The sequence below is a fragment of the Streptomyces prunicolor NBRC 13075 genome, from assembly GCF_000367365.1.
GTDB lineage: Bacteria > Actinomycetota > Actinomycetes > Streptomycetales > Streptomycetaceae > Streptomyces > Streptomyces prunicolor.
This window is the reverse complement of sequence record NZ_BARF01000078.1, coordinates 15982-41911: the sequence shown is the minus strand read 5'-3', so window position 1 is coordinate 41911 and position 25930 is coordinate 15982. Positions and strand designations below refer to the sequence as shown.

Below are 25930 nucleotides of genomic sequence, written 5' to 3'. Positions count from 1 at the left end.
GTCTCCTAGGAGGCTGCCGAGTGTGTTGTGAACGCGGTCCATGCGGTGGGTGAGACCGTGAGGGTGGGGCCGCTGGCTTCGGGGTTTTTGGAGTCGCGGATGTGGATGGTGTGGGGGCAGGCGGCGACCTCGACGCACTGGCCGCCCTCGTCGCCGCTGTAGCTGGACTTGCGCCAGGTGTAAGCGACTTCGAGGCAGGCGCCGCCTTCGCTGTTGCTGTAGCTCGACTTGAACCACTGAAGTCCGGTGCTCATTGATCTCCTAGCAGACGGTCCAGCAGGCTTCGTGAGTCCTCGATGGTGAGTGCCTGCGTCCGCAGCATTGCATATTTACGCGTCAGGTTTGACACCTCATCCGGGTCGGAGACCCACTGGCTGCCACGTGTGGACTCTGCGTAGGCGAGGTGCTGGTGATCGGGCGTCTCCAGGAGGATGAAGGGGCCCGCGTCTCCTGCGTGAGAAGTCCGATTCAGCGGGAGGATCTGAAAGGACAGGCCCGGGAGTTCGGAGTACTCGCGTAGAGCGTGCAGTTGGGTGCGGTGCGTCTCGTGGCCTCCGTTGGGCCACAGCAGCGCGGGCTCCCAGACGACGAAGCTCATCGTCGGCGGAGTCTTGCGCTGCAAGATCTCCTGGCGGCTGATACGGCCCGCAACCTTCGTCTCCAACTCGTCCTCGTCGTACGCCGGAAGGCGACTGCTCAGCAGCGCGCGGGCGTATGCCTCGGTCTGGAGCAACCCCGGAACGACCGCGTTGTCGTACCAGGACAGGGAGATGGCCTCGCGCTCCTGCCGCATGTACTCCTCGGCGTAGAGCGGGAATTGGTCGATCTCCGGCAGATTGTCTACCCCCGCTTCCAACGTCCCCTTCGTGTCGAGGATCCTGTCCAGCGTCTTCGCGAGCGAGGGCATCAGCCGCCGCCTGCCCTGCTCGACCGACGCGATCGTCTCCTCGTCGACCAGCGCCCGCTCGGCGAGCTGGCGTTGTGTCAACCCGGCGGCCCTGCGGGCCGCTTTCACCTGTGAGCCCAGTAGCCGCATCGCCGAGCGGTTCTTCTTGGAGTTCATTCTGTGGTGCTCCCCACATCCACCCGTTTCGGACCCCGCATGAACCCGTACTCCGCCCGTACAAAAAGGCATCCAGGGCTCACGCCCTGTCAACGGTAGTGACGCTACGCAACTCTTGTCCCGTGAACCTGAGTGAGAAGTTCTTCCGGCGCGAACGCCGGTCCGTTCCCGCCGCCAGGGATTTCGCTCACGCGTTTCTGGCCGCCTGGGGACTCGACGGGACCGAGCGCGGCGCCGATGTGCTGCTGTGCGTCAGCGAGTTGGCGACCAACGCGCTGGTGCACGGGGTGCCACCGGGCGTCAGTTCCGGTTGCTGCTGCGGTGCGACGGGCGGGTGCTGCATGCCGAGGTGCATGACAGCGGGGGCGGTGTGCCGCGCGTCGACGCACACCCCGGAGGCACCGACGAGGGCGGGCGCGGCCTGCTGCTCGTAGAGGCCCTCTCCGACAAGTGGGGCGTGCGGGAACGGGACTTCGGCAAGGTGGTGTGGGCCGAGTTCGAGTGCCCGGTGGGGCGCGAAGAGCAGCCGGCTGTCAGCAGAGGTCGCAGTGGGTGCGGGTCAGCTACCGGTATCCAGCCGGAGGGCCAGGTCGTGGGCGGTGGCGCTGGTGAGGTCCCCGACGAAGGCCCCGACGATTTCGAGACGCCCGCCGGTGAGCGAGGAGGCCACGCTGGGGTTGCCCCAGAGCTTGCCGTCGATGACGATGGCGAATTCGTTGCGCGGGGACGGGGCCCCGGCGATGGAGCCGGTGAGGGCGGCGAAACGGGTCCGGTCGGTGGAACCGAGGGTCACCTCGACCTGCCAGGTGCCGCCGGTCGTGCTTTTGCCGGCCTTCGCGGAGGTGACCCGGACGTCGGTCATGCCCCTGGCCCGGTCGGCTTGGATGCAGAACGCCGGGTGGGTCGCGCTCGCGGGCACGGTGTAGCCGCCGCTGCCGCGGGTGCAGGCGGCCTCCGTGGACGAGGTGACCGGCAGGATGGAGAGCAGGGCCACTTTCCCGGTGTTCCCCGTGCCCCCTGCGGCGGGCCGAACCACGTGCGCGTGCTGGGGCGAGCCGACGGCGACCGCGCCGGCGGCGACCACGGCGACGAAGGCGGCGGCGCGGGCCAGCCGCTGCCGCCGCCGGGCGACCCGCAACGCGTCGTCGGCCAGGCCGACCAGCCAGGGACCGGTGGCGTCGATGTCGTTCTCCAGGACGTGGGTGTGCAAGGCATCGTGCAACGACGTTTCACGGAGCGGGTGTTCGGTCGAGTGGTTCATGCGATGACGCCCCTTCCGGAGGCGGGGGCGGACGTGGTGGCCGACCGCTCCGCCTCGGCGAAGGCGGCGCGCAGGGTGGCGAGGGCCTTGTGGGTCTGGCTGCGGACCGTCCCCTGGGCGATGCCCAGGATCGCGGCGATCTCCTGGTCGGGCCGATCCTCGAAGTACCGCAGCACGATCACCGCGCGCTGGCGCTTGGGCAGCCGCCGCAGCGCGGCCATGATGTCCTGCCGCTGGACCACGGTGTCGGCCCAGTCGGCGGCCTGCGCGGACGAGTCCGGCAGCTTGTCGGTGACCGTCTCCTTTCCCCAACTGAGCAGCCGGAAGCGGTCCACATGGGCGTGGTACAACGCCCGGCGCACATAGGTCTCCGGCTGCTGCCGGTCGCGCAGCCGCGACCAGCGCCGGGCGGTGGACGCGAGTGCGGTCTGGAGCAGGTCGCGGCCCTGCTCCCAGTCCCCGGTCAGCAAATAGGCCGTGTGCAGCAGCGATCTCGACCGCGCCGCCACGAACTCGCGGAACTCACGTTCCTCGTCGGCGTTCAAGCGCCCTCCCTCGTTCCCCCGTAAAGACGGGTATGGAAGGGGGTTCTACTGCCCTGCCGGCCAGACTTTCTCGACCACGACGCCGCCGGGCTTCTCGCACGGACCGTCAGAGACCCAACTTCCGCCGCACCCGCAGCACTTGACGGTTGTCCCCCACTGAGTCGAGCAACCGCCGCCCGCTCCCGGCCTCGTACGCCGGACCCTCCAGCCGTAGCACCGTGCCGTCGCGGACGACCGCGTACGCGAGCGGGCCGGACGTCTTCGGGAGGGTGACCGGGTGGCGGCCGGAGGGGAGCTTCAGGCGGGCGGGGAGGCGGAGTTGGGCCGTGGTGGTGTCAGGAGTGGGGAGCAGCTCGGCGGTCACCCCGAGCGTCGCCACGGTGACCTTCACGCGGACCGGGGTGGCGTCCGGCGCCGCCGCCACGTACGGCAGGGGGAGTGAACTGCCCTCGTGGCGCTCGGAGTTGGTCGCGGCTGCCGTGGCCGTGTCCGGGCCCAGCTTGCGCTGGCGCTGGTCGAGGTCGAGGGCGAGCTGGCCCTTGATCGTCCAGTACGGCAGCGCGAGGCGGCCGCCGGTCGACGCCGGGGTCGCGGCCGGGGTGTTGGTGCTGTCGGCGCCGGTCACGCGCACCATCCGGTCCACGCCCAGCAGTTGGACGTACGCCCACACGTCGTGCACGCCGCGCTCCAGCGGCTGGCCACCCGCCAACCGCTCGGGGTCCAGGGCCAGTTGCCCGGAGGCGATCACCTGCGAACGGCCGTCCCCGAGAGGCTTCAGCCGTACCTCCAGGTCGCCCTCCGGGTACCACCAGTCCTCGCGGTCCCGGTCCTTCACCACCAGCTCCGCGTACGCGAGCCGGAAGGGATCGGGGACCTCCCAGCCGTCCTCGGTGCCCGGCACGCCGTCGAGCAACTCCGGGTCCAGGTACTGCTTTCCGTCCCGCTCGACGAGGACGAGGGGCTCGCCGTCGCCGCGCAGGAGGTCCAGCGTGACGTCGGCGATCAGGCGGCCGTCCGCCCAGCGCAGGTCGCTCACCTGGCTGCGGGGCTTGACCTCGCGGATGCGTTCGGCGAGGGTCACGGCGCCGTCGAAGTCACCGGCCTCCAGCAACTCCGCCCGCAGCCGGGACACCGCAGGCAGACCCTCTCGTACGGCTGCGGGGAACTCCTCGCGCGCCACTTCCCGCGCCGCCTCGAAACGCTGCCGCTGCTCCGCCGGGTCCTCGCGGAGGATCTCGGGTTCGCGGGTCCGGGAGAGGATCTCCACGTGGTAGAGGCGGTGGAGGAGCCGGTTCTGGAGTGCGTCGATGTCGTCGGACGCGGGCGTACCGTCCTTGATCTGGCGGACGATCGTGCGGGTGTTTGGCCAGAAACCGTGCTTCGGATTGAAACGGTGCTGGGTGTTGTTGCCGCCGTCGTCCCGCTTCATCCAGTAATAGACGGGATAGTCGGCGAGAATCGAAATGCGCTCGGCCTTGAGATATGCGGCGCTGACGAAGGCGAGATCCTCCAGAATCCAGGGCCCTTCGGGGAATCGCAGCCCGTGTTCCTCGACGAACGCGCGCCGGAACATCTTGTGCGGCGACATGCTCTGCGTCAGCTCGTCGTTCTCGATCGTGCAGGCGTCCACCGTGTGCCGGAACAGCCGCCGGGGCCGCACCATCGTGCTGGACATCTTGCCGAGGACCACGTCCGCGTCGTTGCGCTTCGCGTGCTCGTACAGCCGCTCCAGGGCCTCGGGCCCGAGCGTGTCGTCGTGGTCGACGAACTGGATGTACTCGCCCTTGGCGTGCTTCATGCCGAGGTTGCGGGGAGCGCCGGGCCAGCCGGAGTTGGGCTGGGTGTGCACCTGGACGTTCGGAGCGCCGGCGGCGATCTTCTCCAGGCGGCTGAGGGTGTCGTCGGTCGAACCGTCGTCGACGTAGATGACCTCGTACTCGTCGGCCGGCAGGCTCTGCCCCAGCAGCGACGGCGCGCACTCGTCGACGTACTTCCCGGTGTTGTACACGGGAACGATCACGCTGACCTTGACTCTCGGCATTCCACGGAGCCTACCTTCCGGTGAAGGCCCGGTGAACTGTCGGCTTACTGGCTTGCCGTGAGATGTGAGGGGTGTGGCTTTTCACCCCGGAGGTGAAGATGGTCACACTCTGTGTTATTGCTATGTACAGCCGGTTTCCGGAATGTCCTTGACGGGCTTTATTTAACTCGTATTTAGTCTCCTCTTACGTCATTCACAGGGTGGCCTTACCTGGCCTTACCCGGAAGGCTAACGAGGGGTGGGGTGTGCGTACTCGCACGCATCTGGCCGGGGGGCTGGCCGGTCTGGCCGGTCTGTGCCTGGCCGCTATGGGGGTCGTGACACTGGCATCGCCACCGGCGGTGGCTGCCACGTGCACGGCGGGGACATCGAACGACTTCAACGGCGACGGCGTGACCGACACGGTGCTCGCGGACCCGGACGCCACGGTGAACGGAGCCCAGAAGGCCGGGCTCGTGCGCGTGGTCCTCGGGGGCGGCAAGGGGGTGTCCGAGATATCCCAGGCCACCACCGGAATGCCCGCGACACCGGAGGCGGGTGACGGCTTCGGATCCGCCTACGACACGTACGACGCCGACGGCGACGGCTGCACCGACCTGGTGGTGGGCACGCCGTTCGAGGACGTCGTGAAGGGCGGCGTCAATCTCGTCGACGCCGGGGCGGTCTACGTCGTCCACGGCTCCGCCACCGGTATCGGCGCGGGCTCCGTGATCGACGGATACAGCCAGGCCGTCTTCAACGCGAACAGCACCACAGAGGCGTACGACTGGTTCGGCTTCGCCATCAAGGCGGGCGCGAACGCGAGCGGCACGCCGTACCTGGTCATCGGGGTCCCCGGTGAGAACGTCCCGGTGGGCAGCACCACCTATGCGGACGCGGGCTCCATCGAGTACCGCCAGGGCACCACCACGATCGGCGTGACCGAGAAGGATCCGGGGGTGCCCGGCGAGGTCGAGACGAACGACAAGTTCGGCTACTCGCTGGCCGGTACCAACCGCTACTTCGCGGTCGGCAGCCCCGGGGAGGCCATCGGCACCGCGGAGTTCGCCGGCGGGGTGGCGGTCTTCAGTCACACTCTCTCAAGTGGCATGCCCACGCCACTTCTGGGCCTGGACCAGAACAGCACCGGGATCTCCGGCGCGGCGGAGGCGGGCGACGGCTTCGGCAGCTCGGTCTCCATGACCGGCTACCGGCCGAGCGACCAGACGTACAACTCCGATGTGCTGCTCGCCATCGGGATGCCGGGCGAGGACGTCGGGACGCTGGCGGACGCGGGCGGGATGCTGGTCGTACGCGTCCAGCCGTCCGGCGCCTACACCCAGGTCGCGGCGGCGGACGGCAACGCGACGGACGCCGAGGGCGACGCGGCCGCCGGCGACTTCATGGGCCAGCGGGTGGCGATCGCCAACACCGACAGCACCGTCGTGACCGTCTCGGCCAACGTTCGCCTCGCCGTCGGCGAGCCCGGCAAGGACACGGCCACGGTCAAGGACGCGGGCGCCGTGCACATCTTCCGGCCGCTCGACACGGCCATCGGCGCTGCCGACAAGGAACTGACCCGCGGCTCGGGGCTGCCCGGCACCGCGACGGCCCGGGACTACACGGGCATCGCACTCGGGGCGGGCAACACCAACCTCTATGTGGGCGTGCCGTTCAGCAAGGCCTCGGGCACGTCGAAGGGCGTCCTCTACGTCACGCGCTGGACGGACGTCGACGGCACCACGAGCGTCGGCACCACCACCTACCAGCCCGGCGCGGGCGGACTGCCCGACGCGGGCGCGGCACTCGGAGCGATCCGATGAGCGGAGGACGGAAGAGAAGAGAGCAGAGCGCAATGAGCACGCGTAGAAGACCCGGCCGCCGCCCCCTGATCGTCACCGCCGCCATCGCGGCCCTGCTGACCCCGGGCCTGAACGCCCTCCCCGCCCCCGCCGCCGAGCACACGGCAGCGGCCGACGCGAGCGGCACCGACGCGAGCACCACCACGTCCCTTTCCGCGACCGCCGCCCAGACCAAGGCCAGGAAGTCCGGCAAGGCTGTCGAGATCCAGAGCCTGCGCGACGAGCGCAGCACCACCGTCGCCAACCCCGACGGCACCTTCACGACCACCGAGTACGTCCAGCCGGTCCGCACCCGCGTCGACGGCAAGTGGACGGACATCGACACCACGCTGGTCAAGCGGAAGAACGGGACCTACGCCCCGAAGGCCGCGCTGTCCGCGATGGCGTTCTCCGGGGGCGGTGACACGACGTTCGCCGAGATCGAGAAGGACGGGCGTTCGCTCTCCCTCGACTGGCCCGGGAAACTGCCCGAGCCGACGATCGACGGTTCGACCGCGACGTACAAGAACGTCCTGGACGGAGTCGACCTCAAGGTCACCGCGAGCGCCGAGGGTTTCTCGCACGTGCTCGTGGTCAAGAACGCCGAGGCGGCGGCCGGTTCTGAGCTTCGGAAGCTCCAACTCCCGTTCGATGCAACGTCGTTGGACCTGGCGGAGACCGAGGGTGGCGGGCTGGAAGCCACCGACACCGGGGCCGGGGGCGCCGTGTTCGAGGCACCCCGGCCGTTGATGTGGGACTCCAGTCACGGCACGGCGCAGCAGCCCGCCGCCGAGGAGGTCACGCAGACGCCGCCCGAGGGCGCCCAGGTCGCCGACGTCGCCGTGGATGTCACGTCCGACACGATGACGCTCACCCCCGACGCCGGTCTGCTCGCCGACGACGACACGGTCTACCCGGTCTACATCGACCCGGTGATCAAGACCGCCAACCGCTCCAGCTGGACCATGGTGTCCTCGGACTCCCCGAGCGACTCGTTCTGGAAGTTCGACGACGACGAAGGCGTCGGCCTCTGCCCGTCCAACGTCTCGGCGCGCTGCTCCAGTTCCTCCGACGTGAAGCGGCAGTTCTTCGCGATCCCGACCGGCAGCTTCGCGGACAAGGACATCATCAGCGCGGAGTTCGCGGTGACGCAGGTGTTCACCTACAGCTCCTCGGCCCGCGATGTGCAGCTGGCCCGCGTCAACAGCACGGGCGCCAGCGCGATCAACTCGTCGACGGACTGGGCGAACCAGCCCTCGTCGAAGGCGGTGGTCGACACCCAGTCGACCACGCAGACGGCCGGCTCCTGCACCTCGACCAACCAGAACGTCCGCTTCGACGCGACGAGCACCGTACAGACCGCGGCCGACAAGGGCTGGGACACCACCACGTTCCGTCTCAAGGCCGGAGTCGAGTCCGACACCTCGTACTGGCGCCGCTTCTGCGGCAACGCGCACCTCGAAGTCACGTACAACCGGCCGCCGTTGGAGCCTGCCCAGGACGACCTGCAGATGAAGCCGGGCGGTTCGTGCGAGTACGGCAGTGCCACCGAGCACTACGTGACCCAGGCCCCGCGGGTCACCGCGGTGATCCGGGACTACGACCACGGCGACACCGGCTCCAACTCGGAGACCCTGCAAGCCCAGTTCAAGGTCACCTGGACAGTGGGCTCCACCACGGTCACGCACTACGCGATGACGGCCAAGAAGACCACGGTGGACTCCAGTTGGAGTGAACAGACCGGCGTGGCCACGTTCTTCTACACCATCGGCAGCGATGTCTCGGGCGACGGCGAGGCGGGCTTCACCATTCCGGCGAACACCACCATCGCCTGGGCGGTGCGCGGTTACGACCAGCAGTCGTACGGCGCCTGGTCCACCGACGGGGACCAGACCCGCTGCGAGTTCATCTACGACACCAGCAAGCCCGCCTCGGCCGCGATCACCTCGGCCGCGTACCCGGACGACGAGGCCTGGCACGCGGGCGTCGGCGACTACGGGAACTTCACCATGGACTCGCCGTCGACCGACGTGACGGCGTACTCGTACTACTTCACCGGACCGAAGGCCGACAACACGAAGAAGACGGTGGCCGCCGAGTCCACCGGCGGTCCGGCGACCGTCCGCTGGATGCCGCCGAGCGAGGGCACGTACGCCCTGCACGTGACCGCGGTCGACGGCGCGGGCAACGCGCAGAAGACGCCAACTGTCCATATCTTCCTGGTCAGTGACGGCCGCGCGCCCGTGGCCGGCTGGACCCTCGGCGACGCCAAGGGGTCGACGAAGGCGGCGGGCAGCAGCGACACCCCGGACGCGAGTGCCGGCTCCGGAGTGACCTTCGGCGCGGCGGGCCCGCTCGGCTCCACCGACACCGCCGCCTCCTTCGACGGCACCGAGAACGCCTACCTGGACTCCGGCACGGCCGGCGTCGACACCGGCAAGACCTTCTCCGTGAGCGCCTGGGTCATGCTGCCCACGCTGCCCACCTCGAACGCCACCGTGGTCAGCCAGGACGGCACCGCCGAGCCCGGCTTCGACCTCGGCTACGACGTCGATACCGCGTCCTGGACCTTCCGCATCCCCGTCAGCGACATGGAGTCGCTCGGCACCTGGAAGGTCTCGGGGGCCGCGGCCGTCGCCGGGAGTTGGACCCATCTCATCGGGGTGTACGACGCCGAACTCGGCAAGATGATGCTGTACGTCAACGGCGTCCTCGTCGCCGACGACGTGCAGGCCCGCCACACCACGTGGAGCGCGACCGGCGGTGTGCAGATCGGCCGCAAGCTCGCCCTCGACGGCTACACCAACCAGCTCAAGGGCAGCGTCGCCGACGTCAAGCTGCACGACCGGGTCATCCCGCCCACCGAGGGCCAGGCGCTCGGCGGCATCCAGCCGCACCAACTCGCCTACTGGCAGCTCGACTCGGCCACCGCAGGAGTCTCGCCGGAGACGGCCGGCGGTACCGGACTGACACTGGGCGGCGGCGCCTCCGTCTACCAGCCCGACGACTCCTGCGACCCGGAGGCCGACCCCGACTGCCTGCCGCCGGCCGAACCCCTGTGGGGCGACGGGCACTTGGCCCTCAACGGCACCTCCGCCTACGCCACCCGCGCGGCGACCGGACCGTTCGCCGCGCAGGACAGCTTCACCGTGACCGCCCGCGCCCGGCTCGCCTCGGCCAGCCCGACGGCGGACGAGACGGTGCTGTCACTGACCGGTGTCAACGGCAGTGCGATCAAGGTCAAGTATGTTGCCGCCAGCGCCCGTTGGCAGCTCGTGGTGACCTCCGCCGACTCGGCGACCCCGGTGACCACGTCGCTGCTCGACAACGTCGACCCGCCGAGTTCGGAGGGCGACGGCGACCACCTCTCGCTGGTCTACAACGCGGTCTTCGGGGACGCGCTCCTGTACGTCAACGGCACCGCCGTGGCCGACGCCTCCTGGGACAACACCTGGGACTTCAGCACGACGAGCCTCCAGGTCGGCCGGACGCTGACCGGGACGACGGCGAGCGAGTACTTCTCCGGCGCGGTCGACGAAGTCCGCATGTACCAGGGGCCGTTGGACGCCTCGCTGGTTGCGCTCGTGGCGGTGCTGCCGGGCGGCGACAGCATCGACGAGTCCTCGTCCTGAACCGACCTTGACCTCGGCCTGAACCGACAAAGCCTTTGGCCTGACCGGCCGTTCCCCTTTATCAACTAGGAGAGTTGATGTCCCAGTCTCCCTGGTACCGGTCCACGCGACCGGTCTGGCGGAGCGGTCGCAGACGGGCGGCGCTGGTCCTCGGACTGGCGCTGTCCATCGGTCTGCTCCCGCAGTACGTGCCCGAGGCCACGGCCGACACGGGCCTGACCAAGCCGAAGACCCAGACGAACCTCGACGACCCGGTCCGGGGCGAGAACGCCACGGCCAAGACCTTCAAGAAGACCGACCAGGCGAAGAAGGCGGCCGTCAAGAAGGCCGACACCACGCACTGGCCGGCAGCGGGCAGCGCGGACCTCACCCTGTCCGGCAAGGCGGCCAAGGCCAAGGGGCTGCCGCTCACCGCGAAGGCGGCCGGCGGCACGAAGGCGGCCGACTCCGTCCGCGTCCAGGTCCTCGGCCGTAAGGCGACCGAGGCGGCGGGCGTCGACGGCGTCCTGTTCACCGTGGCCCGCAGCGACGGGGACGCGGCGCAGGGTGCGGCCCAAGTCGCCCTGGACTACTCGGACTTCGCGGACGCCTACGGCGGCGGCTACGGCTCACGCCTCCAGCTCGTCCAGTATCCCGAGTGCGTCCTGACCACGCCCGAGAAGAAGGCGTGCTCGACCCCGACGTATCTGCAGAGCAGCAACAACGCGGCGCGGCAGACGCTTTCGGCGACGGTCCAAGCGGCGGGCGACACCTCGGGTCCCTCCAGCCAACTGCTGGAGGCGTCCGCCGACTCCTCCGCCACCGTCCTCGCGGCCACCGCGAGCAGCGGCGGCGGGGGCGGCGACTACAAGGCGACGAGCCTGGCCGCGTCCTCGCAGTGGGGTGTGGACACCTCGTCGGGCGCGTTCACGTGGAGCTATCCGCTGACGACGCCTCCGGTGCCCGGCGGCCTCCAGCCGACCGTCGGACTGAGCTACAACTCCCAGTCCATAGACGGCCAGACGGCGACCACGAACAACCAGGGCTCGTGGATCGGCCAGGGCTTCACCTACGACCCCGGCTACATCGAGCGCAGCTACAAGGCCTGCGCCGACGACGGCCACGACGACACCAACGGCGACCAGTGCTGGGCGTACGACAACGCCACGATCGCCCTCGCCGGCGGCACCTCGGGCCAGCTGATCAAGGACGACACGACCGGCGCGTGGCGGATCAGCTCCGACGACAACTCCAAGGTCGAGCACCTGACCGGCGCCACCAACGGCGACAACAACGGCGAGTACTGGAAGATCACCACCGGCGACGGCACCCAGTACTTCTTCGGCCTCGACCAACTGCCCGGCTACGCGAGCGGCAACGAGAAGACGGCCTCCACCTGGACGACCCCCGTCTACGGCGACGACTCGGGCGAGCCCTGCTACAACGCGACGTTCGCCGACGCCTACTGCACCCAGGCCTGGCGTTGGAACCTCGACTACGTCGTGGACCCGCACGGTGACGTCATGTCGTACTACTACGGCACCGAGACGAACTACTACACGCAGGGCCTGAAGACCACCGAGAACGGCAAGGCCTACATCCGCGGCGGCTACCTCAAGCGCATCGACTACGGCCAGCGCGCGGGCAAGGTGTACTCCACCAAGCCGGCCGCGCAGGTCGTTTTCACCACGGCCGAGCGCTGCATCGGCTCCCTGACGGACTGCTCCGCAGCTGCGCTCACGGACTCCACGGCCGCCGACTGGCCGGACGTCCCCTGGGACCAGAACTGCAAGGTCGACACGAAGTGCCCCGGCCAGAACTCCCCGACGTTCTGGACCCGCAAGGAACTGACGAAGGTCACGACGCAGATCCGTACCGGTGACGCGACCTACACCCCGGTCGACGAGTGGAGCCTCACCCACGTCTTCACCGACAACGGCGACGGCTCCAAGTCCCTGTGGCTGAGCAAGATCGACCACACGGGCAAGGTCGGCACCGCTGTGTCCGTGCCCTCCGTGGAGTTGTACGGCAGCCAGCTCGCCAACCGGGTGGACACGACCGGCGACAACCTCCAGCCCTTCTACCGCTTCCGCCTCTCCGGCGTGGTCAACGAGACGGGCGGCGCGCTCAGCGTCAACTACGCCGACAGCCAGTGCACGACGAGCAATGTCCCGGCCGAGGACTCCTCCACCAAGCGCTGTTTCCCGGTGAAGTGGGTTCCGCCGGGCGCGACGGACACGATCGTCGACTGGTTCCACAAGTACGTGGTCGCCTCGGTCGTCCAGACCGACCTCACCGGCGACACCGCCGACCAGGTCACCTCGTACACCTACGGCGGTGACGCGGGCTGGCGCAAGAACCCGGCCGACGGCATCACCAAGGACGAGGACCGCACCTGGAGCGACTGGCGCGGCTACGGCAAGGTCACCGTCGTCACCTCCGACGGCACCAACTCCGCCGCCAACACCAAGACCGAGCACGTCTTCTTCCGCGGCCTCGACGGTGACGTCGACAAGGACGGCGACGCCCGCTCGGCGACGGTCACCGACTCCAACGGCGTCTCCTACGACGACTCCGACTGGAAGTCCGGCCAGGAACTGGAGACGATCACCTACAACGGCTCCGCGGTCACCGAGAAGTCGGTGACGGTGCCGTGGACGAGCGTGACCGGCACCCAGACGGAGAGCTGGGGCGCCCGCAAGTCCCGCTATGTCGCGACGAGTTCGACGGACACGTACACGGCCCTCGCGGTGGGCGGCTGGCGCCACACCAAGTCGACGACGTCGTACGACACCGTGACCGGCCGGGCGACCCAGGTCGACGACGACGGTGAGGTCGGTGTCGCCGACAACCAGTGCACCCGCACCGAGTACGCCGACAGCGCGAGCCTGCACCTGTACGCGTACGTGTCGCGGGTGGAGAAGGTCGGCGTCGACTGCTCCTCGACCCCCGACCGCACCAAGGACGTCATCTCCGACGACCTGACGTACTACGACGGTTCGACGACGCTGGGCGCGGCCCCCACCAAGGGCGACGTGACCACGACGAAGCGGCTCTCGGCGTACAGCGGCACGACGGCGACGTACCAGACGACCGCCGTGACGACGTACGACGACTACGGCCGTCCGCTGGTGGCGAAGGACGCGACCACCGCGTCCTCGTCGACGCAGTACACGTCCTCCACCGCCTACACGGACACCTACGGCCTGGCCACCAAGTCGGCGGTCACCAACATCGACGGCTGGACCACCTCGACCGAGTACGCGCCGCAGTGGGGCCTGGCGACCGCCAAGGTCGACATGAACGGCAAGCGCACGGACCTCGCCTACGACGGTCTCGGCCGCCTGGTGTCGGTCTGGCTCCCGGACCGCCCCAAGGCGTCGAGCTTCACCGCCTCCCTCAAGTACGCGTACCTGGTCCGCGGTGACGACGGCCCGACCGCGGTTCAGACGCAGAAGATCCAGGCCGACGGAACGACGTACGGCAGTGAATGGTCGCTGTACGACGGCTACTTGAGGCCCCGTCAGGTGCAGACGCAGGGTGCGGGCGGCGGACGTATGGTCGCCGACACGCTCTACGACGGCTCCGGCCGCGTGGTGCAGGTGAACGACACCTACTACACGTCGGGCGCTCCGTCCTCCACCCTCTTCGATCCGATCCTCGCCGACCTGGACGCGACGACGGTCACGCAGTACGACGGCGCGGGCCGCGCCACGGCCTCCATCTTCAAGGTCCAGGGCACGGAGAAGTACCGCACGACGTACGCGTACGGCGGCGACCGGGTCACGACGACCCCGCCGGCGGGCGGCACGAAGACGACGGTGGTCACGAACGGCCGGGATCTGACGACGACTCAGATCGCGTACCCTACGGACGGCGACGCGGTCACCACGTCGTACGGCTACAACGCGGCCGGCCAGTTGAAGAAGGTCACGGACGACCAGGGCAACAACTGGTCCTACGAATACGACCAGTTGGGCCGCAAGAAGAGTGCGGTCGACCCCGACACGGGCGCGTCGTCGTACACGTACGACGATCTGGACCGCCAGACGTCGGTCACGGTCAACGGCGACAAGACGTCGACGGTCTACGACGAGCTGGGCCGCGCGGTCTCGACCTGGCAGGGCGAGGCGACGACCGGCACCAAGCTCTCGGTGACCAAGTACGACACCGTCGCCAAGGGCGAGTTGTACGGCGTCTACACGTACAAGGACGGCGCGGTCTACTCGTCGGTGACCTATCCGGTCCTCGACGAGACGAACGACTTCAAGCCGACCTCGACGAAGTACTTCCTGTCGAAGACGGCCGAGCCGCAGCTCGGCGGCACCTACGAGTACACGACGCAGTACAACCGCGACGGTTCGGTCCAGGGCGAGGGCCTGCCCGCGGCGGCCGACCTGTCCGGTGAGGCGCTGGGATACGTCTACGACGACCTGCAGCGCCCGGTGGGTCTCAACTCATCGCTGGGAGGCCTGAGTTACGTAACGGACGCGTCGTACTCGCCGACGTCGAACCTGGAGCAACTGGAGCTGTACACCGGTGAGTCCACGGCGAAGAAGACGTGGATCACCAACACCTTCGAGCAGGGCACGGACCGCCTGACCAACTCGCGGGTGGACGTGGAGGGCGCGTCGAGCGTCGCCTACGACGCCGACTACACGTACGACGCCTCCGGCAACGTCCTCTCGATCGCGGACACCCCGACCGGCGGCACGAGCGACGTGCAGTGCTTCACGTACGACGGCCTCCAGCGGCTGTCCGACACCTGGACGTCGTCGGTGACGCCCAACGGCGCGAGCGGCACGGGCAGTTCGGAAGCGGCCTGCTCCTCGGGCGCGTCCTCCTCGACGGTCGGCGGTGTCTCGCCGTTCTGGACGGAGTACGGCTACGACCCGCTCGGCAACCGCAAGAGCGAGACCCGCCACGGCCTCAACGGCGCGGCGACGTCGACCCGTTCGTACATCTACGGCGACGGCTCCGGCCCCAACGGCACGGACTCGGGCCCGCACACGGTGTCGTCGGTGACGACGAAGACCGACGCGACGGCCACGACGCCGCAGGTCACCTCCCAGGACACCTACACCTACGACGCGTCGGGCAACACGGCGACGCGGGTCCTGTCCGGCGACACCCAGTCGCTGGCCTGGGACAAGCAGGGCGAGCTGACCACGGTCACGAACGCCGACGGGACGGTGACGTCGTACAAGTACGACGCGTCCGGTGCGCGGCTTCTCCAGGACGCGCCGACGGAGAAGACGTTCTACCTGCCCGGCATGGAACTCCACTACGACAAGTCCACCGCGAAGGTCACGGCCACCCGGTACTACAGCTTCGGCGGCGCGACGGTCGCGATGCGGGAGGCGGACGGCGTCCACTTCCTCGCCTCGGACCACCAGGGCACGGCGGAGCTGGCGGTCGACGCGAAGACGGGCACGACGACGCGGCGGCGTACGGACCCGTTCGGCAACGCGAGGGACGAGTCGTCGTCCTCTTCTTCGTCCTCCTCGACGGGTTGGGTGAACGACAAGGGCTTCGTGGGCGGCACGATCCAGGCATCCACGGGCCTGACGACACTGGGTGCGCGGGAGTACGACGCGGACACCGGCCGGTTCATCTCGGCGGACCCGGTGGTCGACTACACGGACCCGCAGCAGATCAACGGGTACGCGTACGCCAGCAACAGCCCGGTCACCCTGAGCGACCCGAGCGGCTTGTGCCCGAAGGACATCTGCGACGGCTACGGCCAGAACACCGGGGACACGGCGTACGGGAGTGCGGGGTCGTCCAGCAAGGGGTCCACCAAGAACCAGGGCACCACCGGCTCGACAACCACCTACACGCCGGCCAAGGCGAAGGCGGACGAGGCCCGCGAGAAGGAGGACGCGGCCAAGGCGAAGGCGATCGCCATCGCCAAGGAACTCGGCAAGATCATCGCCGACGAGCTGGGGATCACGGACGCGCTGGACTGCTTCACCACGGGGAGCCTGGGGTCTTGCGGGGCGACCGCGGCGAACGTGGTGGGTTCCCTGATCGGCGGCGGCCCGATGGGCAAGCTGTTCGCGAAGTACTTCTGGCGCGCCGACAAGGCGCTTGCGCTGGGTAAGCGGATCGTCGGGCTGGGCAACAAGCTCTGGGACGACTTCAAGGACTGGAAGAAGAGCAAGAAGGCGGCGGAAGCGGCCGAGGCCGCAGTCAAGGAGTGCAACAGCTTCACGCCTGACACGCAGGTGTTGATGGGCGACGGCTCGACGAAGAAGATCGAGGACGTCGACATCGGCGACAAGGTCCTTGCCGCCGATCCGGATACCGGCAAGACCAAAGCCGAGACTGTCACGGCTGAGATCAAGGGCACGGGACTCAAGCGCCTCGTCAAGGTCACCATCGACACTGACGGCAAGAAGGGTGCCAAGACGGCATCGGTCACCGCGACCGATGGACATCCCTTCTGGGTTCCCGAACTGCATAAGTGGGTTAAGGCAACCGGCCTTGAGTCCGGTGCCTGGCTGAGCACCAGTGCGGGAACGCGGGTCGAGATCACCGAGGTCAAGCGGTGGACGGTACTGACGGCCACCGTGCACAACCTCACCGTCGGTGAACTCCACACGTACTATGTGGTGGCGGGGGCCACGCCGGTACTTGTTCATAACTGCAACTTCGCGCCCGGTAAGGCGGACGAGCATTTCGACAAGCACGTGCTGGGGCTTGACGATGCCGGCCAGGCGACGCGTACGCCAGACATGCCCGAGTACGACATCAAGGATCTCGACAAGGGTTTTGACAACTATGTGGGCGACGCGAAATCTCTGATGTGTTCGGAGACTTGCCCGGCCGGTGCCCGTGAGGCTATTCGAACTGACGGAGTAATTATCCGAATGGACTCGAGCGGGAAAGTTGGAATGAGGAACGGGAACATTATTACGACCTATTTCCGACCAGATGACCCAGCTGCCTATTTTGCAAGGGAAGCAGCCAGGTGACTCGAAACATCGCCGACTTCGGAGAGGCATTCTCCAGCTTCATCAAGGCGTCGGGCCGCTGGCGGGACACCACCCCTGAAGCGCTCCTGGGGCGGTGGTCGAGGTTCGTTGTTGATTGCGAGCAGGGTTACCCGCATGATGCTGAAGATTACTTCAACGACCTCACCTCAAGGGATTCGTTGGAGCGGGCTCTGACTTCTGTAGAGCTACAGGTATTCCCTGAGATGTCCCAACTGCGTGCAAGCGTAGAGGGGATCGATTCAAGGTTTCGCGCACTTCTGATTCCAGACGTTTTCCCTGGGATCCCAGAAGAACTCTGGTGGGCTCGGGGCATGGTGAAGGGTGGAGCGAGGCGTTTTGTAGAGGACGTGCGGCGTGAATATCACATCGACTTGATCGAGATCGAATAGAATTCCGATTTCGCGCTGCCCTTCCGGCTGATACGCAGATGCCGCGCTATGTAGTGCAGCAAATTGGAAGCCCTGCCGGGTGCGCCCTGGCGGGGCTTCTGCGTGGGGTGACGGCAGTAGTTGACGGCAACGTCAGCGGACGGAGGCGGCGCGGGGTGGCGGTTCATAGCCGTCGGAGCGTGCCGCCTCGGTGGCCTATATAAGACGGCCTACCTAGTGTTCGGGCGGGCGTCGTAACCGGAAGCAAGTGAAATCTCGTGAAGTTTGAAAGCGATGTGGAATGACCTTCGAATTCAGCTTGTCGTGTCCGTCTGAAGTCACTGCTTCAAGTCTGGCCTCCGAACCTCTGGAGGAGAGTGATGGGTACGAGTACCTTGTGATGCGAGCCTGTGGAATCTTGTCGGAAATTGGCTGCAGGTTCCACATTGCAGGGTTTGGCAGTGAGGACTGGGGGATTTGATGTGTCATATGACATGTCGACCTTGATGGAGCAGTTGCCGGAGCTGCTGGACGGGCTGGCATCGACTGCCTAGAAACCCTCTCCTGAGGTTGAATACGTCGATTCTTCCAGGATGGAAATCATGCTGACAGAATTGATTTCGAAATTCTTGTCCGGCTTGGAGGCGGCTTCTTCGGAGATTTCCACGCTGGATCCATTTCGCGCTTGGCGCAGCGGGCAGCGGAAGCTCTTCTGCGAGGTCGTTTTCTCCCGTTGTTTCATCCCGGATTGCAGGGTTGAGGGCGTTTTGTGCGCCGCGCCGGCTTGGGGTGGATTCCGCGGTGAGGCGGCGGATCATGAGGTTGATCATTGGGAGGTGGATCATGGCTTCAGGCCCGCCGGGCCACGGCGCTCGTGCCGGCGCTCGAAGCACACGGTGCGTAACCGGCGCCTTGGAATGGGTAGTCTTGACGCCGGGACGAGGTCGCCGATGATCGGCCGCTTTGAGGCTGCGACGGAAATCTATGGAAGAAAGACCGGGTTCACGGGAAAGAGCGGCGGAGAGTACAGGGAATTCCGGCTGGATGTCGATGACGCCAAGGGGACGCACATCAATGTCATGACAGGAAAGGGCGCTTCGGTTCGCAAGTGGGCTATCAGGTGGCCCGGTACGAGCGTCACTCCGTGGTTGAGGCGGAACACATGATGGTCGAAAATCCCTACGGGAGTCGCCCGGACCTCCTCCCTGGATTCGCAACTGCTCGGCATGCCGACGAGACGGACCAGGTCATGAGGCTGGATCTCGCCGCGAGTCGTGAACTGGAAGCGGTGACCTTGAACAGGTTGGCCGCAACCTTCAGCGCGGCTCTCGACTGGGACGGTGCCTCGTATGAGGATCGTCGCTGGTGGGACGACGAGGACGACTGGGCGAGGATGGCGGCGGAACTCCTCGCCCCTTCTTGGTTCGGCCTGCCAGGCTAGTTCACCCGTCCGTCAAAGCACTCCCTCTTCCCCGCCGCCGCCCCCGTTTTCGCCGCTGGCTGGAAGCAGGCCCGGACGACGGTTCCGGGGCGGGTCACGGCCATGAGGGTGTAGATGTACGTGTTCGCCTCCTCGGAGGTCGTGACCTCCGCGCGGCGGACGGAGCCCGCCCGGCCGGTCACGGTCAGTTCGATGCGGTCGCCGATCCGGGCGCCCCACATCCGCACCCAGCTCGTCCTGCACTCCCTGCTGTGCCGCAGTTGCAGCCAGGCCCCGGTGGCCGTCCCGTACATGCCCAGGGAGTCCGCCTGGGCGGCGCAGTGCATGGCCTGCGGGTCTCTGCCCGAGCAGGTCGACCCGGGGCACCACTGCCCGACGGCGGTGGTCGAGGACGCGCGCGGTTCGCGGTGGTGGGGGAGCAACAGCAGGGCGACCACCACACCGGCCACTGCCACCGCACACACGGACCCGAGCGCGGCCAGCGCGGCCACGCCCCGGTGACCGGATTCCGTGACCTTCGGCGTCGGTACTGGCACCGGTACCGGCACCCGTACCGGAGCGGGCGGTGGCGGCGGTGGTGTCTCCTCCCACACGCCGCGTCCGCTCGTCTCCGCCTCCGCGATCTCCCACAGCGCGACGCACCGGCCCTCCGGCTCCCCCGCGAGCCGGCACAGCTCCTCCACCGCCTCCCTCGGGGGCAGGGTCTTGCCGTTGAGGTAGCGCTCCCAGGACGACTTGCTGTACGGCGTCTTCGCGGCGAGGCCCGCCAGGCTCAGGCCGGTGCGCGTCTTCAACTCCCGCAAAGAGGAGTCCAGTTGGTTCATCCTCGGAGGACTTTCCAGGTGTGCGGCCCGACCATCCCGTCCACGTGCAGCCCCGCGTGCTTCTGGAGCGTCTTGACCGCGCCCAAGGTCAGCGGACCGAACTCCCCGTCGATGCCCCCCGGCGAGAAACCCGCCCGACGCAGCAGACACTGCGCCTCGGCCACCTCCACCCCGACGTTGCCGTACACCACGGTGTCCTCCCGGGTGCGGCTGTTGCCCGCGTACCAGAGACCGTCGACACGCTTCAGACGGCAGGTGTACGGCGGCTGCGTCGGCGCCGGCGAGGGGCTCGCCGGCGGGGCGGCGAGCGGGGCCATGGCCGCCGTAGCGCTGCCGCTGTTGTTGTCGTGGTCGCCGTCGTTGTTGTCGTTCATGATCCGTACGGTGATGAGCACCGCCGAGGAGACGGCCAGCACCAGGGTCACCGCGCCTGCCACGAGGGCGATGAGCAGGGAACGCCCGTGCGGGGCGGCCGGGTTCTCGGCTCCGGCCGAGAGGACTTCCATGCCCGGCTCCGACTCCGGCTCCGGCTCCGGCTCCCGGTGTTGTGGGGACCCCCAGCCCTCCGCCGCGACCTCGTGGAGTGCGAGCAGCCGGGTCGGATCGTCGTCGCCCGCGATCCGGGCCAGGGCCTCGACGGCCTCTCGGGGCGGCAGAGTCCGGCCGCCCAGGTAGCGCTCCCAGGACTTCGGGCTGTACCCCGTTCTCGCCGCGAGCTGACGGATGCTCAGCCCGCTGTGGTCCTTCAGCCGACGTAGTCGGATCACCAACTGTCTTGCACACGGGTCGAGTTGTGCAGGCAGCTTCTTCCAACGCGACATGTGTCCCCCACTCGCGTTCACTTCAGGGGATCCGCGGTCAACGGCCCCTGTCCCCGGTGGCATTGTGCATGAGGGTCCACGGAGTGCAGCGGCAAAAGGTTCCCGCGCGGGTCGGGAACCGGCCACCGCGCGCCACAGCCGTCCCGCCGTGCCGTCCCGGCGGACCGCGTCCCCGCAGGCCCTGGGAGGTGACGTCCCGCGAGGCCGTCACTTTCGCGGCAACTGTGGCCGCCCTCGTTGTCTGGCCCGCATTGTCGTGTCGTCACCCGGCGCCGACACCATCAGGCGCCGAATCGCGACCCGAGGGGGAGCAATGCGATCCAACACTGTGGCGAAGGCGCTCGTCAGCGTCACCGCCGTCGTCGGCCTCGCCGCCGGCAGCCTGGCCGGCGCGAGCGGGGCCTTCGCGGCCACGCACACCGCGAAGCCGGCCGCGGTCACGCAGCCTGTCCAGATCCTGGACACGGTCAACCTTGGCCTGAGCACCGCTCAGGCCAAGGGCGTTCAGCACTGGCTGGCGCAGTACTACCAATACACCGACACGATCGACGGGCAGCTCGGCACCCACAGCTGGCAGGCCATGCAGCGTTTCCTGAAGGCGCACCACGGCTACACCGGCAACATCGACGGCATCGTCGGTGGCGGCACGGTATCCGCGCTCCAGCGCTTCCTGCGCGACAACGGCTGGGGCTACACGGGCAAGATCGATGGCATCGCGGGCTCCGGCACCCAGGCGGCGTTCGCGACCTTCGCCAACTGGTGCGTGAGCGTCTACGGAAGCTGACCGACAGACCGTGGCCCGTCCTCCCCGGGGAGGACGGGCCACGGCCGCGTCAGTCGAAACAGCGACTCGAAAGGGCACCCGCATGCGATCGAATGTTCTGGCCCGGACCCTGGTGGGCGTCACCGCCGTCGTGGGGCTCTCCGTGGGAAGCCTGGCGACCGCGGGCACGAGCTTCGCGGCATCCCCGCCCGCTGCCAAGCCGGCGGTGAACGCACCGACCATCGGCATCCCGATCCCGCCGAACAACTTTGGCCTGAGCACGGAACGGGCGAAGGACTGGCAGTGCCGACTGCGCGACAACGGCTACGACCCCGGCCCGATCAACGGGATTCTCGGCTCCGAGAGCTGGCGGGCGGCGCAGACCATGTTCAACGACCTGGGCCTCCGCGCCGGCCCCGTCTACGGAGACCCCGCAACCAACACGCTCGTTCCGCTGCAGCGCTACCTGAACCTCTTCGGCTACGGCCTCACTGTCGACGGGGACGCCGGACTGCGGTTCCAGGCAGCGTTCTCGGACCTCAACTCCACCGGCTGCTGATCCGGCTCGACACGGGACGGTACGGGCCGGTTACCGGTCTCAGAGGCGCTCGGGCGTCCTGATGCCCAGCAGGGCCATCCCCCGCTGCAACGTCCGCGCCGTCAAGTCCACCAGGAACAGGCGGTTCTCGACGACCTCCGGGGCGTTGTCGGGCGACAGCACGTGGCACTGGTCGTAGAACGTCGTGAGCGTGGACGCCAGTTGGTACAGGTACGCCGTCAGCTTGTGCGGGGCGTACTCCTTGGCCGCCTCCGCCACCACCTCGCTGAACTGGTCCAGGTGCAGGCCCAACGCCCGCTCCGCCGGGGCCAGTTCGAGCTCCGGGTGGGCTGAGGGCCGAGCCTCGCCCGCCTTTCGGAGGATCGACTGGATCCGGGCGTACGCGTACTGGAGGTACACCGACGTGTCACCGCTCAGCGACACCATCTGGTCCAGGTCGAACTTGTAGTCCCGCACGGCGGACGTCGACAGGTCGGCGTACTTCACCGCGCCGATGCCGACGTCACGGCCGTTGTCGACGATCTCCTGCTCGGTCAGGCCCACCTTCTCGGCCTTGTCCCGGACGACCGCGGTGGCGCGCTGGACCGCCTCGTCGAGGAGGTCCTCCAGCTTCACCGACACACCCTCACGCGTCTTGAACGGCTTGCCGTCCTTGCCGAGGATCGTGCCGAACGCCAACTGGTACGCCGTCACGTCGTCGTTGAGCCAGCCGGCCCGCTTCGCGGTCTCGAAGACCATCTTGAAGTGCAGGGACTGGCGCACGTCGACGACGTAGAGGAGGCTCGTCGCCTTCAGGTTGAAGACCCGGTCCCTGATCGCCGACAGGTCCGTCGCCGCGTAGCCGTAGCCGCCGTCGGACTTGCGGACGATCAGCGGGGTCCGCTTGCCGTCCGGGCCCTTGATCTCGTCGAAGAACACGCACAGCGCGCCCTCCGAGATCTCCGCCACCCCGGACTCCTCCAGGAGGCGGCACGTCTCGTCCAGCATGTCGTTGTAACCCGACTCGCCGACGATGTCCGCGTCCCGGATCTCCATGTCCAGCTTCTCGAAGACGGAGAAGAAGTAGATCTTCGACTCGTCCACGAACTTCTGCCAGGCGGCGAGGGTTTGGGGTTCGCCGGCCTGGAGGTCTACGACCCTGCGCCGGGCCCGCGTCTTGAACTCCTCGTCGGAGTCGAAGAGTTTGCGCGCGGCCTTGTAGAGGCGGTCGAGGTTCGACATCGCCTCCTCGCCGGAGATCTCCGCGTCGGCGTGGTCCAACTCGCCCGGGTGCTCGTCCAGATACTGGATCAGCATGCCGAACTGCGTTCCCCAGTCGCCGATGTGATGCCGCCGGACCACCGACTCGCCGGTGAACTCCAGGAGTTGGACGAGGGCGTCGCCGATCACCGCGGAACGGAGGTGGCCGACGTGCATCTCCTTCGCCACGTTCGGCTGGGCGTAGTCGATGACCGTCGTGCCGGGGTGTTCGGCGAGGGGGACACCGAGGCGATCCGTGTCGTCGGCGTAGCGCTCCGCGAGGTTCCGGGTGATCGCCCGGTCGGTGATCGTCACGTTCAGGAAGCCGGGGCCGGAGACCTCGATGTCCTTGATCACGTCGCCGGTGACCACGTTCGCCACGACCTGGGTCGCCAGGTCCCGGGGGTTGGCCTTGGCCTTCTTGGCGAGGGCGAGGATGCCGTTCGCCTGGAAGTCGGCACGGTCACTCCGTCGCAGCAGGGGGTCCGCGTCGGCCTCCGGCAGGGTTGCCGTGAGGGCGGTCGCGAGGTGCTGGTGGACTTGGTCGGTGAGTGACGTGACCGAGGTCATGGGGTGGGAGCCGTTCTCCTCGTGGGTTTGGTAGACACGGTCAGTATCCCACGGGGGGTAAAGCGAGTTTTTCGGGTGCGGGCCCGGTGGGGGCTGGTCGCGCAGTTCCCCGCGCCCCTAAAAGACGCCTCCGCCCCCGGGGTGCCTCACAGTCACGGGCTTGGAAAAGGCGTTTTCGTGGATGTGGGCTTGGCTGGGACAATGAAACGGTCAGTCGTGCGACCGTACCGGCTGCCCCGTGCCAGAAAGAAGGACGTGCCGATCGTGGCTCAGAGCACCGAGACCACCGACTGGGTCTCCCGTTTCGCGGATGAGGTCATCGAGGAGTCGGAGCGTCGGGCCCCCGGCAAACCTGTCGTCGTCGCGTCCGGGCTGTCCCCGTCCGGCCCCATCCACCTCGGCAATCTGCGCGAGGTCATGACCCCGCACCTCGTCGCCGACGAGATCCGCCGCCGGGGTCACGAGGTCCGGCACCTCATCTCCTGGGACGACTACGACCGCTACCGCAAGGTGCCCAACGGGGTCGAGGGGACGGACGCCAGCTGGGCCGAGCACATCGGGAAGCCGCTGACCTCCGTACCCGCCCCGGCCGGATCGCCGTACCCGAACTGGGCCGAGCACTTCAAGGCCGCGATGGTCGCCTCCCTCGCCGAGCTGGGCGTGGAGTTCGACGGGATCAGCCAGACCGCGCAGTACACCTCCGGCGTGTACCGCGAGCAGATCCTGCACGCCATGAAGCACCGCGGCGACATCGACGCGATCCTCGAGCAGTACCGCACCAAGAAGGCCCCGCCGAAGAAGCAGCAGCAGAAGGCCGTCGATGCCGCCGAGTTGGAGGCCGAGGAGGGGTCCGGCGCGGCCGAGGAGGACGACGGCAGCTCCGGTTCCGCCGGGTACTTCCCGTACAAGCCCTTCTGCGGCAGCTGCGGCAAGGACCTCACCACCGTCACGGCGTACGACGACGACACCACCGAGCTGACGTACGTCTGCACCGAGGACGGCTTCACCGAGACCGTCCTGCTCAGCGAGTTCAACCGCGGCAAGCTGGTCTGGAAGGTCGACTGGCCGATGCGCTGGGCCTACGAGGGCGTCATCTTCGAGCCGAGCGGTGTCGACCACTCGTCTCCGGGGTCCTCGTTCCAGGTCGGCGGGCAGATCGTCGGGATCTTCGGCGGCGAGCGGCCCATCGGGCCCATGTACGCCTTCGTCGGGATCAGCGGCATGGCCAAGATGTCCAGCAGCAAGGGCGGGGTCCCCACCCCGGCCGACGCGCTCCAGATCATGGAACCGCAGCTGCTGCGCTGGCTCTACGCCCGCCGCCGCCCCAACCAGTCCTTCAAGATCGCCTTCGACCAGGAGATCCAGCGCCTCTACGACGAGTGGGACAAGCTGGACGGGAAGGTCGCGGAGGGCGCAGCCCTGCCCGCCGACCTCGCCGCGCACTCCCGTGCCGTGCGTACCGCCGCCGGTGAACTCCCGCGCACGCCCCGGCCGATGCCGTACCGGACCCTCGCGTCCGTCGCCGACATCACCGCCGGAGCCGAGGACCAGACACTGCGCATCCTCAGCGAACTCGACCCCGCCGACCCGCTGTCCAACCTCGACGAGGTCCGCCCCCGGCTCGACAAGGCCGAGGCCTGGATCAACACGCACGTCCCCGCCGACCAGCGGACCGTCGTACGCGAGGAACCCGACACGGAACTCCTCAAGTCCCTCGACGAGCCCTCCCAGCAGTCCCTACGACTGCTGCGCGACGGCCTCGCCGACCACTGGTCCCTGGACGGCCTGAGCCACCTCGTCTACGGCGTCCCCAAGGTCCAGGCCGGCTTCTCCGCCGACGCGACCGCCAAGGAACTCCCGCCGGAGATCAAGACCGCCCAGCGGACGTTCTTCGCCCTCCTCTACCACCTGCTGGTCGGTCGCGACACCGGGCCGCGTCTGCCCACGCTGCTGCTCGCGGTGGGCCAGGAGCGGGTGCGGAGGCTGCTGGGGGAGTAGGAACACCG

General features: G+C 68.1%; 16 protein-coding genes and 2 pseudogenes. 9 read left to right on the top strand and 9 right to left on the bottom strand.

From position 1 onward, the window contains the following. Positions 1 to 5: 5 nt before the first annotated feature. Together SPR02S_RS33160 and SPR02S_RS33155 are read right to left on the bottom strand one after the other, a co-directional pair. Positions 6 to 254 carry a DUF397 domain-containing protein gene (locus tag SPR02S_RS33160; protein WP_019061336.1) on the bottom strand — a complete coding sequence of 83 codons (249 nt, stop codon included), beginning with the start codon at positions 252 to 254 and terminating at the stop codon, positions 6 to 8. After that, positions 251 to 1063: a helix-turn-helix domain-containing protein gene (locus SPR02S_RS33155; RefSeq protein ID WP_026151083.1), complete on the bottom strand. Its 813-nt coding sequence runs from the start codon at positions 1061 to 1063 to the stop codon at positions 251 to 253. Before SPR02S_RS33155 ends, SPR02S_RS33160 begins: the two co-directional genes overlap by 4 nt. 122 nt (positions 1064 to 1185) lie before the next feature. Between SPR02S_RS33155 and SPR02S_RS60690 the strand changes: the two are divergent. Beyond that, positions 1186 to 1562, top strand: a pseudogene (locus tag SPR02S_RS60690) (ATP-binding protein); the annotation flags it as partial. Between the two features lie 60 nt (positions 1563 to 1622). Here SPR02S_RS60690 and SPR02S_RS33150 read toward each other — a convergent pair. The 3 genes from SPR02S_RS33150 to SPR02S_RS33140 all read right to left on the bottom strand — a co-directional run bounded on the left by SPR02S_RS33150 (position 1623) and on the right by SPR02S_RS33140 (position 4910). Then, positions 1623 to 2324 (bottom strand): SecDF P1 head subdomain-containing protein, encoded by a 702-nt coding sequence (locus SPR02S_RS33150; protein ID WP_026151082.1) that lies wholly within the window; start codon positions 2322 to 2324, stop codon positions 1623 to 1625. Further along, complete coding sequence (locus tag SPR02S_RS33145; RefSeq protein WP_019061334.1) at positions 2321 to 2869, bottom strand: SigE family RNA polymerase sigma factor; 549 nt, start codon at positions 2867 to 2869, stop codon at positions 2321 to 2323. Before SPR02S_RS33145 ends, SPR02S_RS33150 begins: the two co-directional genes overlap by 4 nt. Before the next feature lie 106 nt (positions 2870 to 2975). Next, positions 2976 to 4910, bottom strand: coding sequence for a glycosyltransferase family 2 protein (locus SPR02S_RS33140; protein WP_019061333.1), 1935 nt, complete (start codon positions 4908 to 4910; stop codon positions 2976 to 2978). Between the two features lie 245 nt (positions 4911 to 5155). Here SPR02S_RS33140 and SPR02S_RS33135 point away from each other — a divergent pair, with 245 nt between their 5' ends. From SPR02S_RS33135 to SPR02S_RS63365, 4 genes are all read left to right on the top strand, one after another. Then, entirely contained in the window at positions 5156 to 6712 is a 1557-nt protein-coding gene (locus SPR02S_RS33135; protein WP_019061332.1) for an integrin alpha, read from the top strand. A gap of 32 nt (positions 6713 to 6744) precedes the next feature. Beyond that, a complete protein-coding gene (locus SPR02S_RS33130) occupies positions 6745 to 10362 on the top strand; it encodes a LamG-like jellyroll fold domain-containing protein (RefSeq protein ID WP_019061331.1) in 3618 nt (1205 codons plus the stop codon). A gap of 77 nt (positions 10363 to 10439) precedes the next feature. Next, positions 10440 to 17318, top strand: coding sequence for an RHS repeat-associated core domain-containing protein (locus tag SPR02S_RS33125; protein ID WP_019061330.1), 6879 nt, complete (start codon positions 10440 to 10442; stop codon positions 17316 to 17318). Beyond that, a complete protein-coding gene (locus tag SPR02S_RS63365) occupies positions 17315 to 17728 on the top strand; it encodes a hypothetical protein (RefSeq protein WP_158697907.1) in 414 nt (137 codons plus the stop codon). Before SPR02S_RS33125 ends, SPR02S_RS63365 begins: the two co-directional genes overlap by 4 nt. Before the next feature lie 752 nt (positions 17729 to 18480). Here SPR02S_RS63365 and SPR02S_RS66240 read toward each other — a convergent pair. Continuing rightward, positions 18481 to 18570, bottom strand: a pseudogene (locus SPR02S_RS66240) (IS5 family transposase); the annotation flags it as partial. A 386-nt stretch (positions 18571 to 18956) separates the two neighbouring features. Between SPR02S_RS66240 and SPR02S_RS63355 the strand changes: the two are divergent. After that, a complete protein-coding gene (locus tag SPR02S_RS63355) occupies positions 18957 to 19148 on the top strand; it encodes a hypothetical protein (RefSeq protein ID WP_158697905.1) in 192 nt (63 codons plus the stop codon). On the opposite strand, the gene SPR02S_RS33115 is transcribed toward SPR02S_RS63355, so the two are convergent. Both SPR02S_RS33115 and SPR02S_RS33110 read right to left on the bottom strand, forming a co-directional pair. Beyond that, complete coding sequence (locus SPR02S_RS33115; RefSeq protein ID WP_019061328.1) at positions 19145 to 19972, bottom strand: helix-turn-helix domain-containing protein; 828 nt, start codon at positions 19970 to 19972, stop codon at positions 19145 to 19147. The two genes, SPR02S_RS63355 and SPR02S_RS33115, sit on opposite strands and share 4 nt — an antisense overlap. Then, positions 19969 to 20793, bottom strand: coding sequence for a helix-turn-helix domain-containing protein (locus SPR02S_RS33110; protein WP_026151080.1), 825 nt, complete (start codon positions 20791 to 20793; stop codon positions 19969 to 19971). The genes SPR02S_RS33115 and SPR02S_RS33110 overlap by 4 nt, the downstream gene beginning before the upstream one ends. A gap of 313 nt (positions 20794 to 21106) precedes the next feature. On the opposite strand from SPR02S_RS33110, the gene SPR02S_RS33105 reads away from it, so the two are divergent. Both SPR02S_RS33105 and SPR02S_RS33100 read left to right on the top strand, forming a co-directional pair. Then, on the top strand, positions 21107 to 21577 hold the full coding sequence (locus tag SPR02S_RS33105) for a peptidoglycan-binding domain-containing protein (RefSeq protein ID WP_019061326.1): 471 nt from the start codon (positions 21107 to 21109) through the stop codon (positions 21575 to 21577). Between the two features lie 82 nt (positions 21578 to 21659). Continuing rightward, the gene (locus tag SPR02S_RS33100; protein WP_019061325.1) at positions 21660 to 22115 is read left to right on the top strand and encodes a hypothetical protein; all 456 of its coding nucleotides are present in this window, start codon (positions 21660 to 21662) and stop codon (positions 22113 to 22115) included. Positions 22116 to 22154: 39 nt separating this feature from the next. Here the strand turns inward: SPR02S_RS33100 and argS are convergent, their stop codons facing one another. Beyond that, on the bottom strand, positions 22155 to 23924 hold the full coding sequence (gene argS, locus SPR02S_RS33095) for an arginine--tRNA ligase (RefSeq protein ID WP_019061324.1): 1770 nt from the start codon (positions 23922 to 23924) through the stop codon (positions 22155 to 22157). Between the two features lie 255 nt (positions 23925 to 24179). On the opposite strand from argS, the gene lysS reads away from it, so the two are divergent. Next, positions 24180 to 25922, top strand: a complete 1743-nt coding sequence (gene lysS / locus SPR02S_RS33090) for a lysine--tRNA ligase (protein WP_026151079.1) — start codon at positions 24180 to 24182, stop codon at positions 25920 to 25922. The last annotated feature ends 8 nt before the right edge of the window (positions 25923 to 25930 follow it).

Excerpts from the sequence above, each read along its gene's own strand:
- SPR02S_RS33105 (WP_019061326.1), top strand. The coding sequence starts at position 21,107 with ATGCGATCCAACACTGTGGCGAAGGCGCTCGTCAGCGTCACCGCCGTC.
- SPR02S_RS33150 (WP_026151082.1), bottom strand. The coding sequence starts at position 2,324 with ATGAACCACTCGACCGAACACCCGCTCCGTGAAACGTCGTTGCACGAT.
- argS (WP_019061324.1), bottom strand. The coding sequence starts at position 23,924 with ATGACCTCGGTCACGTCACTCACCGACCAAGTCCACCAGCACCTCGCG.
- SPR02S_RS33110 (WP_026151080.1), bottom strand. The coding sequence starts at position 20,793 with ATGTCGCGTTGGAAGAAGCTGCCTGCACAACTCGACCCGTGTGCAAGA.
- SPR02S_RS33115 (WP_019061328.1), bottom strand. The coding sequence starts at position 19,972 with ATGAACCAACTGGACTCCTCTTTGCGGGAGTTGAAGACGCGCACCGGC.
- SPR02S_RS33125 (WP_019061330.1), top strand. The coding sequence starts at position 10,440 with ATGTCCCAGTCTCCCTGGTACCGGTCCACGCGACCGGTCTGGCGGAGC.
- SPR02S_RS33160 (WP_019061336.1), bottom strand. The coding sequence starts at position 254 with ATGAGCACCGGACTTCAGTGGTTCAAGTCGAGCTACAGCAACAGCGAA.
- SPR02S_RS33140 (WP_019061333.1), bottom strand. The coding sequence starts at position 4,910 with ATGCCGAGAGTCAAGGTCAGCGTGATCGTTCCCGTGTACAACACCGGG.
- SPR02S_RS33130 (WP_019061331.1), top strand. The coding sequence starts at position 6,745 with ATGAGCACGCGTAGAAGACCCGGCCGCCGCCCCCTGATCGTCACCGCC.
- SPR02S_RS63355 (WP_158697905.1), top strand. The coding sequence starts at position 18,957 with ATGAGGCTGGATCTCGCCGCGAGTCGTGAACTGGAAGCGGTGACCTTG.
- SPR02S_RS33155 (WP_026151083.1), bottom strand. The coding sequence starts at position 1,063 with ATGAACTCCAAGAAGAACCGCTCGGCGATGCGGCTACTGGGCTCACAG.
- SPR02S_RS33100 (WP_019061325.1), top strand. The coding sequence starts at position 21,660 with ATGCGATCGAATGTTCTGGCCCGGACCCTGGTGGGCGTCACCGCCGTC.